This is a genomic window from Streptomyces sp. NBC_00377 (genome assembly GCF_036075115.1).
Lineage (GTDB): Bacteria > Actinomycetota > Actinomycetes > Streptomycetales > Streptomycetaceae > Streptomyces.
The window spans coordinates 6,350,413-6,365,683 of the sequence record NZ_CP107958.1 but is presented as its reverse complement, the minus strand read 5'-3'; the positions used below and the strand labels follow the sequence as shown (position 1 = coordinate 6,365,683).

Here is a 15,271-nt window from a genome sequence, read left to right as displayed (position 1 = left end):
GCGTCCGCCTGCGGCTCGTCCTCTGACACGCGCCCTGCGGCTCAGGTCTTCTTGCGGGTCGTCATGAAGCGCTGGACCAGGATGAACGCGCACAGCAGCACACCGGTGGCGATCTTCGTCCACCAGGAGCTGAGCGTGCCCTCGAACTGGATGATGCTCTTGATCAGGCCCAGCACCAGCACACCGAACAGCGTTCCCAGCACATAGCCGGAGCCGCCGGTCAGCAGCGTGCCGCCGATGACGACCGCCGCGATCGCGTCGAGCTCCATACCGGTCGCGTGCAGCGGGTCACCGGACTGGATGTAGAGGGTGAACAGGAGTCCGGCGAGCGCCGAGCAGAAGCCGCTCACCGTGTACACGGCGATCTTCGTGCCGCCCTGCGGCAGACCCATCAGCATGGCCGACTGCTCGTTGCCGCCGATGGCGTACACGCGACGCCCGAAACGGGTGTAGTGCAGGACGTAGAACGCCACGGCGAGGACGACCAGCGAGACGATCGCGCCGATCGACAGGAAGCCCATCCCGAGCGACACCTGCGCCTGGGCCATGCTGCTCACCGAGGAGTCGCTGATGGAGATCGACTCCTTGCTGATGACCAGGCACAGACCGCGGAAGAGGAAGAGGCCGGCGAGGGTCACGATGAAGGGCTGGATCTCGAAGTTGTGGATCACATAGCCCATCAGGAAGCCGCCGAAGGCGCCCACGGCCAGCGCCATCGGGATCACCACCAGGATCGGCAGCCCCTGGCGCTCCACCAGCCAGGCCGTGAACATCGTCGTGAAGCCGATCATCGAACCGACGGACAGGTCGATCCCGCCGGACAGGATGACGAAGGTGACACCGACCGCGGCGACCAGCAGATAGCCGTTGTCGATGAACAGGTTCAGGAAGACCTGCGGCTCGCCGAACCCGTAATTCTGGTACCGGCTCAGGCCGACGCCGTACATCACGAGGAACAGCAGAGCGGTCACCACGACGGGCAGCCGCCGGTCGCCGAGCAGTCGCGTGGCCTGGGACGGGGTACGGCTGTCCGAGGCCGGGGGGCTCTGGGTGGTCGCGCTCATCACGACACCTCCATCTTGGGGCTGGCCTCGGTCGCCGTGGCGGCGTCCGCCGGGGCCGCGGCCGGCGCGGCGCTCCCCTTGGCGGCGGACCCGGCGGCGAATCTCGCACCGAACACCTTGGCGCGGAACTTCGGGGACTGGAGCAGGCAGACGACGATGACGACGGCGGCCTTGAAGACCAGGTTGGTCTGGGTCGGCACGCCGATGGTGTAGATCGTGGTGGTCAGGGTCTGGATGACCAGGGCGCCGACCACCGTGCCGCCGACGGAGAACCGGCCGCCGAGGAGCGAGGTGCCGCCGATGACCACGGCGAGGATCGCGTCGAGTTCGATCCACAGGCCGGCGTTGTTGCCGTCCGCGGCCGAGGTGTTGGAGCTGATCATCAGGCCGGCGATGCCCGCGCACAGCGCGCAGAACGCGTACACCATGATCTTGATGCGCCGGGACCTGATGCCCACCAGGCGGCTGGCCTCGGCGTTGCCGCCGACCGCCTCCACCAGCAGGCCGAGAGCCGTGCGGCGGGTCAGCACCACGGTGACGGCCACGACCACGGCGACCACGAAGATGGAGAACGGCAGGGTCAGCCAGTAGCCGCCGCCGATCAGCTTGTACGGCTCACTGTTGATGGTGATGATCTGGCCGTCGGTGATGAGCTGGGCGACACCGCGTCCGGCGACCATGATGATCAGGGTGGCGATGATCGGCTGGATGCCCATCCTGGCGACCAGGAACCCGTTCCACAGGCCGCAGACGACCGCGGCCAGCAGGCCCAGGCCCATCGCGAGCAGCACCCCGGACAGGGCGCCCTGATCCTTCTGGTCGCTGATGTACGAGCATGCCAGCGCCCCGGTGATGGCGACCACGGCGCCTACCGAGAGGTCGATGCCGCCGGTCGCGATGACCAGGGTCATGCCGACCGCCACCAGGATGAGGGGCGATCCGAACAGCACGATGGAGACGAGGCTGCCGTAGAGGTGGCCGTCCGCCATCCTGATCGAGAAGAAGTCGGGCGTGAAGGGGACGTTGACGAGCAGCAGGAGGACCAGGACCGCCACAGGCCAGAACAGGTGGTGGTGGGTCAGCGCTCGCCACCGGGAAGAGGTGGTCGAAGAGGTGGTCACTGGTGCTCTCCGCTCGCGATGGTCTCCAGGATCCGGGTCGTGGTGATCTCGGGCCCGTTGGCGATCTGCGCCACCAGTCGGCGGTCGCGCAGCACTCCGATGGTGTGGCTGAGCCGGAGTACCTCCTCCAGCTCGGCCGCGATGTACAGCACGGACATGCCGTCCTCGGAGAGCGAGACGACGAGTTTCTGGATCTCCGCCTTCGCGCCGATGTCGATGCCGCGCGTCGGCTCGTCCAGGATCAGCAGCTTCGGCTGGGTGATCAGCCACCGGGCCAGCAGCACCTTCTGCTGGTTGCCGCCGCTGAGCTGGCCGACCCTGGCCTCGGGGTTGGCGGGGCGGATGTCCAGCGCCTTGATGTACTTGGCGACGAGTTCGTCGCGCTGGGAGACCGGGATGGGCCGGGTCCAGCCGCGCGAGGCCTGGAGGGCCAGGATGATGTTCTCCCGCACCGTCAGGTCGGGCACCAGGCCCTCGCTCTTGCGGTTCTCGGAGCAGAAGGCGACCCCGGCGCCGATCGCGTCGTTCGGGGCGCTCATGGAGACCTGTCTGCCGCCGATGGTCACCTGGCCGGCGTCCGGCTGGTCGGCGCCGAAGAGCAGCCGGGCGAGTTCGGTACGGCCCGATCCGAGCAGACCGGCGAGCCCGATCACCTCGCCCTTCTTGATCTCCAGGTCGAACGGGGCGATGCCGCCGGTCCTGCCGAGGCCGTCCGCCCGCAGCAGCGTCTCGCCCGCGTCGGAGTGCAGCTGCTGTTCGTGGAGTTCGTCCAGCTGGCCCATGGCCTTGCCGAGCATGAGCTGGACGAGGCCGACCTGGTCGAGGTCGCTCACCATGTGCTCACCGACGAGGGTGCCGTTGCGCAGCACGGTCATCCGGTCGCAGACCTCGTAGATCTGGTCCAGGAAGTGCGAGACGAACAGGATCGCGACGCCCTCGTCCTTCAACCGCCGCATCAGGGCGAAGAGCTGGAGGACCTCGTCGCGGTCGAGGCTGGAGGTCGGCTCGTCGAGGATCAGCACCTTGGCGGCGGGTCCTTCGCCCTCGCCGCCGCCGGTGCCCAACGACCTGACGATGGCGACCAGTTGCTGCACGGCCAGCGGGTACGAGGACAGCGGGGCGGTGACGTCGATGTCGAGCCCGAGCCGGTCCACCAGTTCCGCCGCCCGCCGGCGCAGCTCCTTCCACTGGATGCGGCCCATCCGAGTGGGTTCACGTCCGATGAAGATGTTCTCCGCCACCGACAGGTTGGGGCAGAGGTTGACCTCCTGGTAGACGGTGCTGATGCCGGCCTGCTGCGCCTGCGACGGGCTGGCGATGCGCACGGCTTCGCCGTCCAGCGTGATCGTGCCGCCGTCCAGGGAGTGGACTCCCGTGAGGACCTTGATGAGGGTGGACTTGCCTGCGCCGTTCTCGCCCATCAGTGCGTGGATCTCACCGGGGAAGAGCCGGAAGTCGACATCCGACAGAGCCCGTACCCCCGGAAACTCCTTGACTATGCCCGTCATTTCCAGGACGGGCCGTGGCTCTGCCATACCTCTCCTAGTGAGGAGGCCACCGGCTTTGCCCGGTGGGTAAGTTCATCTCGCGTTAGGTTGACTACGCTCTGCAAGGGGCCGGTTCGGGCTGGACCGCAGCCTTCGGGCTGGAAGCCCCTCATCCGGGGCGGAGTCACGGCAGCGCTCCTCTTTGAAGCGATTCGCCGCAGGCCCACAGGGCCCGGCCGACCGAGATCTCGGTCGGCCGGAGGCTCCCTGCCGGTGGGTGCGTCGGTCAGTACTTGCGGCTCGGGAGCGCGGCCGCGGCCTGGTCCTGCATGAAGTCGCCCTCCTTGGTCTTGATCCAGCGCTCGACCGTCTCGCCGTTCTTGACCTTCTTCACGACGTCCATCAGCTGGGGGCCGAGGAGGGGGTTGCACTCGACGATGGCGTTGATCTTGCCCTCGGACATGGCCACGAAGCCGTCCTTCACGCCGTCGATCGAGACGATCAGGATGTCCTTGCCGGGCTTCTTGCCGGCCGCCTCGATGGACTGGATGGCGCCGATGGCCATGTCGTCGTTGTGCGCGAAGAGGACGTTGATGTCCGGGTTGGACTGGAGGAAGGCGGCCATGACCTGCTTGCCGCCGGCGCGGGTGAAGTCACCGGTCTGGCTGACGACGACCTTCCAGTCGTCCTTGTGCTCCGCGTCCATGATCTCCTTGAAGCCCTTGGCCCGCTCGATCGCCGGGGCGGCGCCGGTGGTGCCCTCCAGCTGGGCGATCTTCACCGCGCCCTTGAGCCCGGCCTTCGCGATGACCTTCTCGAGGATCTTGGCGGCGCGGCGGCCCTCGTCGGTGAAGTCGGAGCCGACCAGCGTGACGTACAGGGAGTCGTCGGAGGTCTCGACGGAGCGGTCGGTGAGGACCACCGGGATCTTCTTGGCCTTGGCCTCCTTCAGCACCGCGTCCCAGCCGGTGACGACCACCGGCGAGAAGGCGATGACGTCCACGCCCTGGGTGATGTAGCTGCGGATCGCCGAGATCTGGTTCTCCTGCTTCTGCTGGGCGTCGGAGAACTTCAGGTTGTAACCCGCCGCCTTGGCCGCGTCCTTCACCGAGGTGGTGTTGGCGCTGCGCCAGCCGCTCTCGGAGCCGACCTGGGAGAAGCCGAGCGTGAGCGCCTTGCTGCCGTCCCCGGAGGAGCCGCTGGAGGCGTTGTCGTCCTCCTTGGCGCAGGCCGCCAGGCCACCCGCCGCCGCCACGCCGACCGCCGCGGTGAGGAAGTTCCTTCTGCTGAGCATGTTCTTCTCCTTTGAAGAGCCGGCCCGGGGATGGACCTGCTGGTACTCGATGGGACGGGCCGTGCCGCGTCCAGCCTGTCGATCACTGTTCGGCATTTCGGCCATACTGCCGTCGAGGGCGTCCGACGGATTCGTCAGAGGGGCGCGCCCTCCGGTTGAGCGGCGGAAGGGAAAGTACTTGCACGTACGACGAGTTGGGGCTCGACGTCGATCCGGGGCGGGGTGGCGGGCGGGCGGCCCTCGATCAGCTCCAGGAGCAGGGCGATGCCCCGCTTGCCCACCGTCGCGAAGTCCTGCCGCACGGTGGTGAGCGGCGGCGCGAAGTACTCCGACTCCGGGATGTCGTCGAAGCCGACCACCGCGACGTCCTGGGGAGTGCGTACGCCCGCTTCCCGCAGCGCCCGCAGCACCCCCAGCGCCATCTGGTCGTTGGCGACGAAGACGGCCGTCAGCCCGCGGCCCACCCAGCCGGCCAGTTCCTGGCCCGCACGGTAGCCCGACAGCGGACTCCAGTCACCGCGCAGCAGCATGGGCGGCTCGACGCCGGCCGATTCGAGGGTGGCCCGCCAGCCGGCGGCCCGGTCGGCCGCCTCCTGCCAGTCCTCGGGTCCGGCGAGGTGCCAGACGTTGCGGTGGCCGGCGGCCAGCAGGTGACCGGTCGCCAGTCTCGCCCCCAGGTGCTGGTCCACACCGACACCCGGGATGTCCATGCCCGACCCGCCTCCGGCGACCACCACCGGGAAGGGATGGCGGAGTTCGGCGAGGGCCTCCACCGCCGACCGCTGCGGGGCGATGGCGACGACTCCCTCCACCCCGCCCTCGCTGAGGTGGTCCAGGGCTTCGGAGAGCTTGTCCATGGTCAGTTCGCGCAGGCTGACCGTCGAGACGAGATAGCCCTCGGCACGCGCCGCCTCTTCGAGCGCGAACAGCGTGCTGGCGGGTCCGTAGAGGGTCGTGTCGGAGGCGACCACACCCAGCGTGCGGGTGCGGCGGGTGACAAGGGCCCGTGCGGAGGAGTTGCGGCGGTAACCCATCTCCTCGATCGCACGCAGGACCCTGGCCCGGGTCGCGTCCCGCACGTTGGGGTGGTCCCCCAGCACCCGGGACACGGTCTGGTGCGAGACGCCGGCCAGGCGGGCCACGTCGGCCATGGTGGGCGGTCGGAGCTGAGTGTGTGTCACGGCCGCACCTCCTCGGCGCTCGTCTGCGGATAAGTCGTGGGATGCGGGCGGTCGGCTTCTCGCCGCCGGCTTCACTCCGGGGTCCCGGCAGAGCCAACGGCCCCATCGGGGAAGGCGGGTTGGGACACAACGGGCACGACGCTCGTATCTCCCCCGTGCTGACGTCGGTCACTGACTGGTGAATGCGGAGGTCATTGTGAGCGCTAACAATTCACGGCGGTCAAGAGGGTTGCACGGGAAGCTCGTCACGATTCCATTACGCACATGATGGTGACATCACATCGGCGCTGGTCACCGGCCTGATGGCGGACGGAGGCGTCCCCACCGGGCGGTGACTCGACGACGGCTCCCAGGACGGGCGGGCGCCGGACCCGGCCCGCCGCCCGGCGGCACGCGCGACCCGTGGATGTTCGACACATCTTCCTGGACGGGCGTCCAGCCGGGCCGGCGACCGGCCCACCCGTTCCCCGTACACCCGGCGGGCCCGGTCGGCGGCAGCCCGCCTCCGAGCGCTACGAGCACCACCACAGGAAGCGTTCGCAGGTCTGCGACGGCGACGGGGCCGGTGCCGCTCCCGACGGCGACGGGGCGGCGGTCGGCGTGGATCCGGAGTCCGGATCCGACGAAGCCGTCGGCCCGGACGTGTCCCCGGATTTTCCGGGGAGGGTGGCCGACTGGAGGCCCTTGTCCGGGCTCGGCGTGGCCGTCCCGCTCGACGGGGACTCCGACGCCGACGGGGAGGCCGAGGGGCTCGGGGAGGACGAGGCCTCGCCCCCGTCCCGGCCCGCCCTGTCGTCCAGGGGCTGGGCGGACGCGCTCGGCTCCGTCTCCGACCCGTCGGCCTCGGACGACTCTCCACCGGCCGCCGCGGGATGACCGGGGGAGGTGAACCCCGGTGCGTCCACACCCAGTTCGGCCAGGCTCAGGCCGGCCGCCGCCAGGGCGAAGCCGACGGAGATCAGCACCACGCGCTTGCGGCGCCTGCGGTGGACGGACGCCTTGCGGTCACGGCGGCTCGCGTCCGGCGCGGAGGCCGTGCTCCCGGGACCCCGGCGGCCACCCCTGCCCTGCTCACGGCGGCGCGCGGCCCGCCCCTGCGGCCCGCTCTCGCCGTCGTGGCCGTCACGGCCTTCGGGGTCGTGGTGACCTTCGGGGTCGTGGTGACCTTCGGGGTCGTGGTGAGCGTGGTGGCTTTCGTGACCGCCCTGGCCGCCGAGGTCCTCGTGTCCGCCGGGATCGCCGCCCTCGCCGCGACCGCCGTGGTCATCGTGATCACCGTGGCCGTGATCGCGGCCGTGGTCGCCGGGCGTCTCGTGTGCCGCCGCACCCCGGGCGTACGGCTCCGGCGGGTACGACTCCTGGGCGTAGGGCCGGGCGTAGGGCTCCTGGGCGTGCGGCTCCGGGGGGTGGGGCTCCGGCTCGTGCGCGGCGGGCGGATACGCGCGTAGCTGCGGGGCAGGTGCGCCGCACCCCGGGCAGGCGAGGGCGCCGTTGAGGTGCCTTCGGCACGGGTGGCAGTAGTCCATGACGCGGGAAGACTAGGTTCCAGGACCCTCACGCACCCGGGTCCGGCTGTGAAAGTTGTGTGGGAAACCGGCCATACCGGCGCGGTAAGTTGAGTGACCTGGCACACACCGCCACCACCCAACTTTCGAAAGGAGCACCGAAACCGTCGAAACCGTTACCTGTTCGACCCATTGACACTCCCCTCGCCCGGTCCTTACTGTCTGCCCAGCATTTCGAACATGTGACGAAATCTCGAACAGCCGAAGGGTAACTTCCGTGCGCATCACCGGAATCAGCACACACGTGGTCGGGACGCCGTGGCGCAACCTGACCTACGTCCTGGTGCACACCGACGAGGGCATCACGGGTGTCGGAGAGACCCGCATGCTGGGTCACACCGACGCGCTGATCGGCTACCTGAAGGAAGCCGAGGCCAATCACATTCTCGGCTCCGACCCGTTCGCTGTCGAGGACCTCGTGCGCCGCATGAAGTACGGCGACTACGGGCGCGCCGGCGAGATCGTGATGTCCGGCATCGCCGTCGTCGAGATGGCCTGCTGGGACATCAAGGGCAAGGCTCTCGGCGTGCCCGTCTGGCAGCTCCTCGGCGGCAAGGTCACCGACAAGGTCAAGGCCTACGCCAACGGCTGGTACACCACCGAGCGGACCCCGGAGGCCTACCACAAGGCCGCCCAGGGCGTCATGGAGCGCGGTTACAAGGCGCTCAAGATCGACCCCTTCGGCACCGGGCACTTCGAGCTGGACCACCAGCAGACCCTGTACGCGGTCTCCCTCATCGAGGCCGTGCGCGACGCCATCGGGCCGGACGCCGAGCTGATGCTGGAGATGCACGGCCGCTTCTCCCCCGCCACGGCCGTCCGGCTCGCGAACGAGCTCGCGCCCTTCAAGCCCGCGTGGCTGGAGGAGCCGTGCCCGCCCGAGAACCTGAAGGCCCTGGAGAAGGTCGCCGCCAAGGTGGACATCCCGGTCGCCACCGGTGAGCGCATCCACGACCGCGTCGAGTTCCGCGAGCTCTTCGAGAGCCAGGCCGTGGACATCATCCAGCCGGACGTCGGCCACATCGGCGGCATCTGGGAGACCCGGAAGCTGGCCGCCACCGCCGAGGCGCACTACGTGCTCGTCGCCCCGCACAACGTCGGCGGCCCGGTCCTGACCGCCGCCTCGCTCCAGGTCGGGTTCACCTCCCCCAACTTCAAGATCCTCGAGCACTTCAACGACTTCGCGGACGCGGAGATCAAGAAGGTCGTCAAGGGCGCGCCCGAGGTGATCGACGGTTACTTCCACCTCTCCGACAAGCCCGGTCTCGGTGTCGAGCTGGACGTCGACGCGGCCGCGGAGTTCCCGCAGCAGCAGGCCCGGTTCGACCTGTGGGCCGAGGGCTGGGAGCAGCGCAAGCCGAAGGGCAGCACCAAGTGAGCACAGCCGTCGTCGTCGAGGCGCCGGGAGAGCACCGGCTCGTCCCGCACGAGCCGCGGCACCCGGAACCCGGCGAGGCGCTGGTCCGCGTGCACGCCACCGGAATCTGCGGCAGCGACCGCGAGGTGTACCAGGGCAACCGGCCCGACGGGTACGTCCGCTACCCCCTGACCCCCGGCCACGAGTGGTCCGGGACGGTCGAGGCGGTCGGCGCCGGGGTCCCCTCGTCGCTCGTCGGCCGCAAGGTCGTCGGTGAGGGCTTCCGCAACTGCCAGGTCTGCGACCGCTGCCACGCGGGCGAGACGACGCTCTGCACGGACGGGTACGAGGAGACCGGCTTCACCCAGCCGGGGGCCATGGCCGCCACCCTCACCCTGCCGGCCCGGCTGCTGCACGTCCTGGCCGACGACGCCGACCTCACGGCGGCGGCCCTGCTCGAACCCGCCGCCTGCATCGCGGCCGCCGCGATCAAGGCCCGGGCGCTGCCCGGCGAGAAGGTGGCCGTCGTCGGCACCGGCACCCTGGGCATGTTCGCCGTCCAGTTCCTCAAGGCCGGCTCACCGGCCGAGCTGCTGGTCGTGGGAACCCGCCGGGACCGGGAGGCTCTCTCCAGGCAGTTCGGCGCCTCCGGCTTCCTGACCCGGGACGAGGAGCTGCCGGACGACTTCGACGTCGTCATCGAGACGGCGGGATCGGCGTCCGCCGCGCGTACCGCGGCCTCGCTGCTGCGGCGCGGTGGACGGCTGGTGCTGACGGGGATCCCGGCGGCCGGCGCCGACGGGCTCGACCCGACGGACCTCGTCGTACGGCAGCTGGAGGTGCACACCGTCTTCGGGGCGCCGCCGGACGCCTGGTCGCACACCGTCCGGGTGTTCGGCGCCGGGCTGCTCGATCCGCTGCCGCTGGTCACGCACGAGCTGCCGCTCGCCGAGTTCTCCGAGGCGATCGAGCTGGTGGGATCCGGTGATCCGAAGGTGGGAAAGGTGCTGCTCAAGCCGTAGCTCCCGACAAGCCGTACGCCGGTGCGAGGCGACCTGACCGCCCCGCACCGGCGTACACCCAAACCCCGCACGACCTGAGCCGCGAACCTTGACCGACATATCGAACACGAAGGACGAGATGTGACCACCGACGCTTCCGCCACGGCGGCCCGCCGACCCGGTGAGCAGGCGCTCACCGCGCTCGGCCTGGGCGCGCCCGCCCTCGACCCCGCCGACGCCTCCCCCCACTCCTTCCCGGGCGGCGGCCGCTGGCGCACCGAGGTCCCTTCGTGCGAGGGTCCCGAAGCGCTGGCCGTCATCCTCAAGGAGGCCTCGCGCCTCGACGTGCCGATCCACCGGATCAGCCAGGGCAGCGGCGTGTGGATGCTGAACGACGCCGAGATCACCGAGATGGTCGACGCCACCGGCGAACGCGACATCGAGCTCTGCCTGTTCACCGGGCCGCGCGGCACCTGGGACATCGGCGGCTCGACGCGCACCGACTCCCGAGGCGGCGGGCTCCGCGCCCGCGGCCATGACGCCGTGGCCGGATGCGTCGAAGACGCGGTCCGCGCAACGGAGTTGGGCGTCAAGTGCCTGCTCGTCGCCGACGAGGGCGTGCTGTGGACGCTGCACCGGGCCCGCACGGCCGGTCTCATCCCGGCCGATACGACGCTGAAGGTGTCGGCGCTCATCGGCCCCGTCAACCCGGCGGCGTACGCGGTGTACGAGCGTCTCGGCGCCGACTCCGTCAATGTGCCCAGCGACCTGACGCTGGATCACCTCACGGAGATCCGGCGGGTGTCGGGCGCCCCCATGGACATGTACATCGAGGCTCCCGACGATCTCGGCGGCTACATCCGGATGTACGAGGTCGCCGAACTCATCCGGCGCGGCGCACCGCTCTACCTCAAGTTCGGCCTGTCGAAGGCCCCGGCGATCTACCCGTACGGCCACCACATGCGGGATCTGACGCTCTCCACCGCCCGGGAGCGGGTGCGCCGCGGACGGCTCGCCCTCGACCTCCTCGCGCGTCACGGAGCGGACGGCGACATGGCCCCTCTGGGCTCACGTCTGCCGGGTGAACTGAACCGGTTCGACATTCAGTCATAACGTTCCGGAAACCCTGCTTCACAGAAGCCGACACAGGCGCGCAGAATCCCACACATCTCCTCTCGGTCTTTCCGGCGTCACTTCCGGGAGCGCCCTTCGCACCGCGAGACCGATCCCTGCACACACATCAAGGATGATGACCATGCGTAACCGCAGAGCCGCCCTCGCCGCCATAGCCGGAGCCGCTTCCCTCGCCCTGACCCTGAGCGCCTGCGGGCAGTCGGGTGACGGCGGCAGCAAGGCGGAGGCGGGCGACTCCAAGGGCGGGACGATCGGCATCGCGATGCCGACCAAGTCCTCCGAGCGCTGGATCACCGACGGCGCCAACGTCGAGAAGGACCTCAAGGCCAAGGGCTACAAGACCAAGCTGGTCTTCGGCGAGGACGACCCCGACCAGCAGGTCTCGCAGATCGAGAACCTGATCACCCAGGGTGTCAAGGCGCTGATCATCGCCGCCATCGACAACAAGTCCCTGAACAACGTCCTCCAGCAGGCCGCCGACGCCAAGATCCCGGTGATCTCCTACGACCGCCTGATCCTCGGCACGAAGAACGTCGACTACTACGCGTCCTTCGACAACGAGAAGGTCGGCAAGCTCCAGGCCGGCTACATCGTCGACAAGCTGGGTCTCGCGAGCGGCAAGGGTCCGTTCAACATCGAGCTGTTCGCCGGCTCCAACGACGACAACAACACCAAGTACTTCTTCAACGGTGCGATGAGCGTGCTCCAGCCGTACATCGACAGCAAGAAGCTCGTGGTCAAGTCCGGCCAGACCAAGATCACCCAGGTCACCACGCTGCGCTGGGACGGCGCCACCGCCCAGAAGCGCATGGAGGACAACCTCACCTCGTCCTACAAGACCGGCCGGGTCGACGCGGTGCTCTCGCCCTACGACGGCATCTCCATCGGCATCATCGCCGCGCTGAAGTCGGACGGCTACGGCACCGCCGCCAAGCCGCTGCCGGTCATCACCGGCCAGGACGCCGAGCTCGCCTCGGTGAAGTCGATCATCGCGGGTCAGCAGTCGCAGACCGTCTACAAGGACCTGCGCAAGCTCGCCCAGGTCGCCACGGACATGGTCGACGCCACCCTCAACGGCAAGAAGCCCGAGATCAACGACACCAAGTCGTACGACAACGGCACCAAGGTCGTCCCCGCCTACCTGCTCCAGCCGGTCAGCGTCGACAAGACGAACTACGAGAAGGAGCTCGTCCAGGGCGGCTACTACACCGCGGACCAGCTCAAGTAAGCGTCGAACCTTACGGATTGGAAGGCACGACCATGGCGGGACCCGTCCTGGAAATGCGCTCGATCGTCAAGACCTTTCCCGGCGTCAAAGCGCTGTCGGACGTCACACTGACCGTCCGTCAGGGCGAGGTCCATGCCATCTGCGGTGAGAACGGCGCCGGGAAGTCCACCTTGATGAAGGTGCTCTCCGGCGTCCATCCGCACGGTACCTACGACGGTGACATCCTCTTCGAGGGAGAGGTCGTCCAGTTCAAGGACATCCGGGCGAGCGAGCAGCACGGCATCGTTATCATCCACCAGGAGCTGGCGCTGTCGCCGTACCTCTCCCTGGCGGAGAACATCTTCCTCGGCAACGAACACGCCAAGGGCGGGTTCATCGACTGGCGGGAGACCCTGCGGCACGCCTCGGAGCTGCTGCGCCGGGTCGGTCTCGACGACCACCCGGAGACCCGCGTCGCCGACATCGGCGTGGGCAAGCAGCAGCTCGTGGAGATCGCGAAGGCGCTGTCGAAGAAGGTCAAGCTGCTCATCCTGGATGAGCCGACGGCGGCGCTGAACGACGAGGACAGCGGCAAACTCCTGGATCTCATCCTGGAGTTGAAGACGCAGGGCATCACCTCGATCATCATCTCCCACAAGCTCAACGAGATCCGCAAGGTCGCCGACTCGGTGACGATCATCCGCGACGGGCACACCATCGAGACGCTCGATGTGAAGTCGGCGGAGACGACCGAGGACCGCATCATCAGCGGCATGGTCGGCCGCGACCTCGACCACCGCTTCCCCGAGCGCACCCCGCACGACCCGGAGAAGGACGCGGCCCCGGCCCTGGAGATCCGCGACTGGACGGTGCACCACCCGATCGACCAGCAGCGCAAGGTGGTCGACGACGTGTCGATCCAGGTGCGCCGCGGCGAGATCGTCGGCATCGCGGGCCTCATGGGCGCCGGCCGCACCGAACTCGCCATGAGCGTCTTCGGGCGCACCTATGGCCGGCACGCGGGCGGCACGGTCCTCAAGGACGGCAAGGAGATCCGCACGAGGACGGTCGCCGAGGCGATCGACCACGGGATCGCGTACGTCACCGAGGACCGCAAGCACTACGGCCTCAACCTCATCGACACGATCAACCGCAACATCTCGCTGACGGCCCTGCGCAAGGTGGCCAAGCGGGGCGTGGTCGACGAGCACGAGGAGCGGCAGGTCTCCGAGGGCTACCGCAAGTCGATGAACATCAAGGCGCCGACCGTCTTCGAGCCGGTGGGCAAGCTGTCAGGCGGCAACCAGCAGAAGGTCGTCCTCAGCAAGTGGATCTTCGCCGGTCCTGACGTGCTGATCCTGGACGAGCCGACGCGCGGCATCGACGTCGGCGCCAAGTTCGAGATCTACACGGTCATCGACCAGCTGGCCGCCCAGGGCAAGGCGGTCGTCTTCATCTCCTCCGAGCTGCCCGAACTGCTCGGCATGTGCGACCGCATCTACACGATGGCCGCCGGACGGCTCACGGGCGAGTTCCCGCGGGCCGAGGCCACGCAGGAAGTGCTGATGCGTCAGATGACGAAGGACAAAGAGGTAACGCGATGAGCACGGACGTGACCGACAAGAGCCCGGCGGCGGCGCCGCCCGGGAAGAGCGGGGGCTCAGCCACCGGCGGCGGGCTGCTGCAGCTGATCGTGGACGGGCTGCGGCGCAACATGCGGCAGTACGGCATGCTGATCGCGCTCGGCCTGCTCGTGGTCCTCTTCCAGGTGTGGACCGGCGGCGACCTGCTGCTGCCGCGCAACGTCTCCAACCTGGTCCTGCAGAACAGCTACATCCTGATCCTCGCGATCGGCATGATGCTGGTGATCATCGCGGGTCACATCGACCTGTCGGTCGGTTCGCTGACGGCGTTCACGGGCGCCTTCGCGGCCGTACTGACCGTGCAGCACGGCGTCGCGTGGCCGCTGGCGCTGGTGCTGTGCCTGGCGATCGGCGCGGCCGCCGGCGCGGCACAGGGCTTCCTGATCGCCTATCTCGGCATACCCTCGTTCATCGTCACCCTCGCGGGCATGCTGATCTTCCGCGGTCTGACGGAGATGTTCCTGAAGGGCCAGACGCTCGGCCCGTTCCCGGACGGTCTACAGAAGATGGGCAACGGCTTCCTGCCGGAGGTCGGTCCCGAGACCAACTACCACAACCTGACACTGCTGCTGGGCTTCGCGCTGCTGGCCTTCGTGGTGCTCCAGGAGGTCCGCGACCGCAAGCGTCAGCAGGAGTTCTCGCTCGAGGTGCCGCCCAGGAACCTCTTCCTGCTCAAGCTCGTCGCCATCTCCGCCGCGGTCCTCACCGTCACGATGCTGCTCGCCAGCTACAAGGGCGCGCCGATCATCCTGATCATCCTCGGCGCGCTGGTCGTCGGCTACGGCTACGTCATGCGCAACGCCGTGTTCGGCCGTCACATCTACGCGATCGGCGGCAACCTGCCGGCCGCGAAGCTGTCCGGCGTCAAGGACAAGAAGGTCACCTTCCTCGTCTTCCTGAACATGGGCGTACTGGCGGCCCTGGCGGGTCTGGTGGTCGCCGCCCGTCTGAACGCGGCCTCGCCGAAGGCGGGCCTCAGCTTCGAACTCGAGGCGATCGCCTCGTCCTTCATCGGCGGCGCGTCCATGAGCGGCGGTGTCGGCACCGTGCTCGGCGCCATCATCGGTGGTCTCGTCCTCGGTGTGCTGAACAACGGCATGAACCTCCTCAGCGTCGGCACCGACTGGCAGCAGGTCATCAAGGGCCTCGCCCTGCTGATCGCGGTCGGGTTCGACGTCTGGAACAAGCGCAAGTCAGGTTCCTGAACCACAGCGGGC

At 68.7% G+C, this 15,271-nt stretch carries 13 protein-coding genes and 1 pseudogene; 8 read left to right on the top strand and 6 right to left on the bottom strand.

The genetic code is table 11. The features are described 5' to 3' along the window. Window positions 1-41 precede the first annotated feature (41 nt). The 5 genes from yjfF to OHS71_RS28290 form a co-directional block, all read right to left on the bottom strand. Entirely contained in the window at window positions 42-1,064 is a 1,023-nt protein-coding gene (gene yjfF / locus OHS71_RS28310) for a galactofuranose ABC transporter, permease protein YjfF (protein WP_328482142.1), read from the bottom strand. Next, window positions 1,064-2,185: an ABC transporter permease gene (locus tag OHS71_RS28305; RefSeq protein ID WP_328482141.1), complete on the bottom strand. Its 1,122-nt coding sequence runs from the start codon at window positions 2,183-2,185 to the stop codon at window positions 1,064-1,066. The genes yjfF and OHS71_RS28305 overlap by 1 nt, the downstream gene beginning before the upstream one ends. Beyond that, window positions 2,182-3,720, bottom strand: coding sequence for a sugar ABC transporter ATP-binding protein (locus OHS71_RS28300; RefSeq protein WP_328482140.1), 1,539 nt, complete (start codon window positions 3,718-3,720; stop codon window positions 2,182-2,184). Before OHS71_RS28300 ends, OHS71_RS28305 begins: the two co-directional genes overlap by 4 nt. A gap of 238 nt (window positions 3,721-3,958) precedes the next feature. Beyond that, window positions 3,959-4,966 (bottom strand): ABC transporter substrate-binding protein, encoded by a 1,008-nt coding sequence (locus tag OHS71_RS28295; protein WP_328482139.1) that lies wholly within the window; start codon window positions 4,964-4,966, stop codon window positions 3,959-3,961. A 134-nt stretch (window positions 4,967-5,100) separates the two neighbouring features. Then, window positions 5,101-6,147 carry a LacI family DNA-binding transcriptional regulator gene (locus OHS71_RS28290; RefSeq protein WP_328482138.1) on the bottom strand — a complete coding sequence of 349 codons (1,047 nt, stop codon included), beginning with the start codon at window positions 6,145-6,147 and terminating at the stop codon, window positions 5,101-5,103. 402 nt (window positions 6,148-6,549) lie between these two features. On the opposite strand from OHS71_RS28290, the gene OHS71_RS28285 reads away from it, so the two are divergent. Continuing rightward, window positions 6,550-7,023 carry a hypothetical protein gene (locus OHS71_RS28285; RefSeq protein ID WP_328482137.1) on the top strand — a complete coding sequence of 158 codons (474 nt, stop codon included), beginning with the start codon at window positions 6,550-6,552 and terminating at the stop codon, window positions 7,021-7,023. A gap of 110 nt (window positions 7,024-7,133) precedes the next feature. Beyond that, a complete protein-coding gene (locus OHS71_RS28280) occupies window positions 7,134-7,595 on the top strand; it encodes a hypothetical protein (protein WP_328482136.1) in 462 nt (153 codons plus the stop codon). Here the strand turns inward: OHS71_RS28280 and OHS71_RS41395 are convergent. Continuing rightward, a pseudogene (locus OHS71_RS41395) lies at window positions 7,518-7,673 on the bottom strand (SCO2400 family protein); the annotation flags it as partial. The gene OHS71_RS28280 and the pseudogene OHS71_RS41395 sit on opposite strands and share 78 nt — an antisense overlap. Window positions 7,674-7,929: 256 nt before the next feature. Here OHS71_RS41395 and OHS71_RS28275 point away from each other — a divergent pair. The 6 genes from OHS71_RS28275 to mmsB all read left to right on the top strand — a co-directional run bounded on the left by OHS71_RS28275 (window position 7,930) and on the right by mmsB (window position 15,259). Further along, window positions 7,930-9,090: a mandelate racemase/muconate lactonizing enzyme family protein gene (locus OHS71_RS28275; protein ID WP_328482135.1), complete on the top strand. Its 1,161-nt coding sequence runs from the start codon at window positions 7,930-7,932 to the stop codon at window positions 9,088-9,090. Continuing rightward, the gene (locus OHS71_RS28270) at window positions 9,087-10,091 is read left to right on the top strand and encodes a zinc-dependent alcohol dehydrogenase (protein WP_328482134.1); all 1,005 of its coding nucleotides are present in this window, start codon (window positions 9,087-9,089) and stop codon (window positions 10,089-10,091) included. The genes OHS71_RS28275 and OHS71_RS28270 overlap by 4 nt, the downstream gene beginning before the upstream one ends. Before the next feature lie 120 nt (window positions 10,092-10,211). Continuing rightward, window positions 10,212-11,183, top strand: coding sequence for a hypothetical protein (locus OHS71_RS28265; protein ID WP_328482133.1), 972 nt, complete (start codon window positions 10,212-10,214; stop codon window positions 11,181-11,183). Between the two features lie 142 nt (window positions 11,184-11,325). Then, entirely contained in the window at window positions 11,326-12,432 is a 1,107-nt protein-coding gene (gene chvE, locus OHS71_RS28260; RefSeq protein WP_328482132.1) for a multiple monosaccharide ABC transporter substrate-binding protein, read from the top strand. A gap of 32 nt (window positions 12,433-12,464) precedes the next feature. Continuing rightward, window positions 12,465-14,015 carry a multiple monosaccharide ABC transporter ATP-binding protein gene (mmsA, locus tag OHS71_RS28255; RefSeq protein WP_328482131.1) on the top strand — a complete coding sequence of 517 codons (1,551 nt, stop codon included), beginning with the start codon at window positions 12,465-12,467 and terminating at the stop codon, window positions 14,013-14,015. Next, the gene (gene mmsB, locus OHS71_RS28250; protein WP_328482130.1) at window positions 14,012-15,259 is read left to right on the top strand and encodes a multiple monosaccharide ABC transporter permease; all 1,248 of its coding nucleotides are present in this window, start codon (window positions 14,012-14,014) and stop codon (window positions 15,257-15,259) included. The genes mmsA and mmsB overlap by 4 nt, the downstream gene beginning before the upstream one ends. The last annotated feature ends 12 nt before the right edge of the window (window positions 15,260-15,271 follow it).

What these genes read in the sequence shown, in the direction of transcription:
- yjfF (WP_328482142.1), bottom strand. Translation starts at nt 1,064, where the DNA reads ATGAGCGCGACCACCCAGAGCCCCCCGGCCTCGGACAGCCGTACCCCG.
- OHS71_RS28300 (WP_328482140.1), bottom strand. Translation starts at nt 3,720, where the DNA reads ATGGCAGAGCCACGGCCCGTCCTGGAAATGACGGGCATAGTCAAGGAG.
- OHS71_RS28295 (WP_328482139.1), bottom strand. Translation starts at nt 4,966, where the DNA reads ATGCTCAGCAGAAGGAACTTCCTCACCGCGGCGGTCGGCGTGGCGGCG.
- chvE (WP_328482132.1), top strand. Translation starts at nt 11,326, where the DNA reads ATGCGTAACCGCAGAGCCGCCCTCGCCGCCATAGCCGGAGCCGCTTCC.
- mmsA (WP_328482131.1), top strand. Translation starts at nt 12,465, where the DNA reads ATGGCGGGACCCGTCCTGGAAATGCGCTCGATCGTCAAGACCTTTCCC.
- mmsB (WP_328482130.1), top strand. Translation starts at nt 14,012, where the DNA reads ATGAGCACGGACGTGACCGACAAGAGCCCGGCGGCGGCGCCGCCCGGG.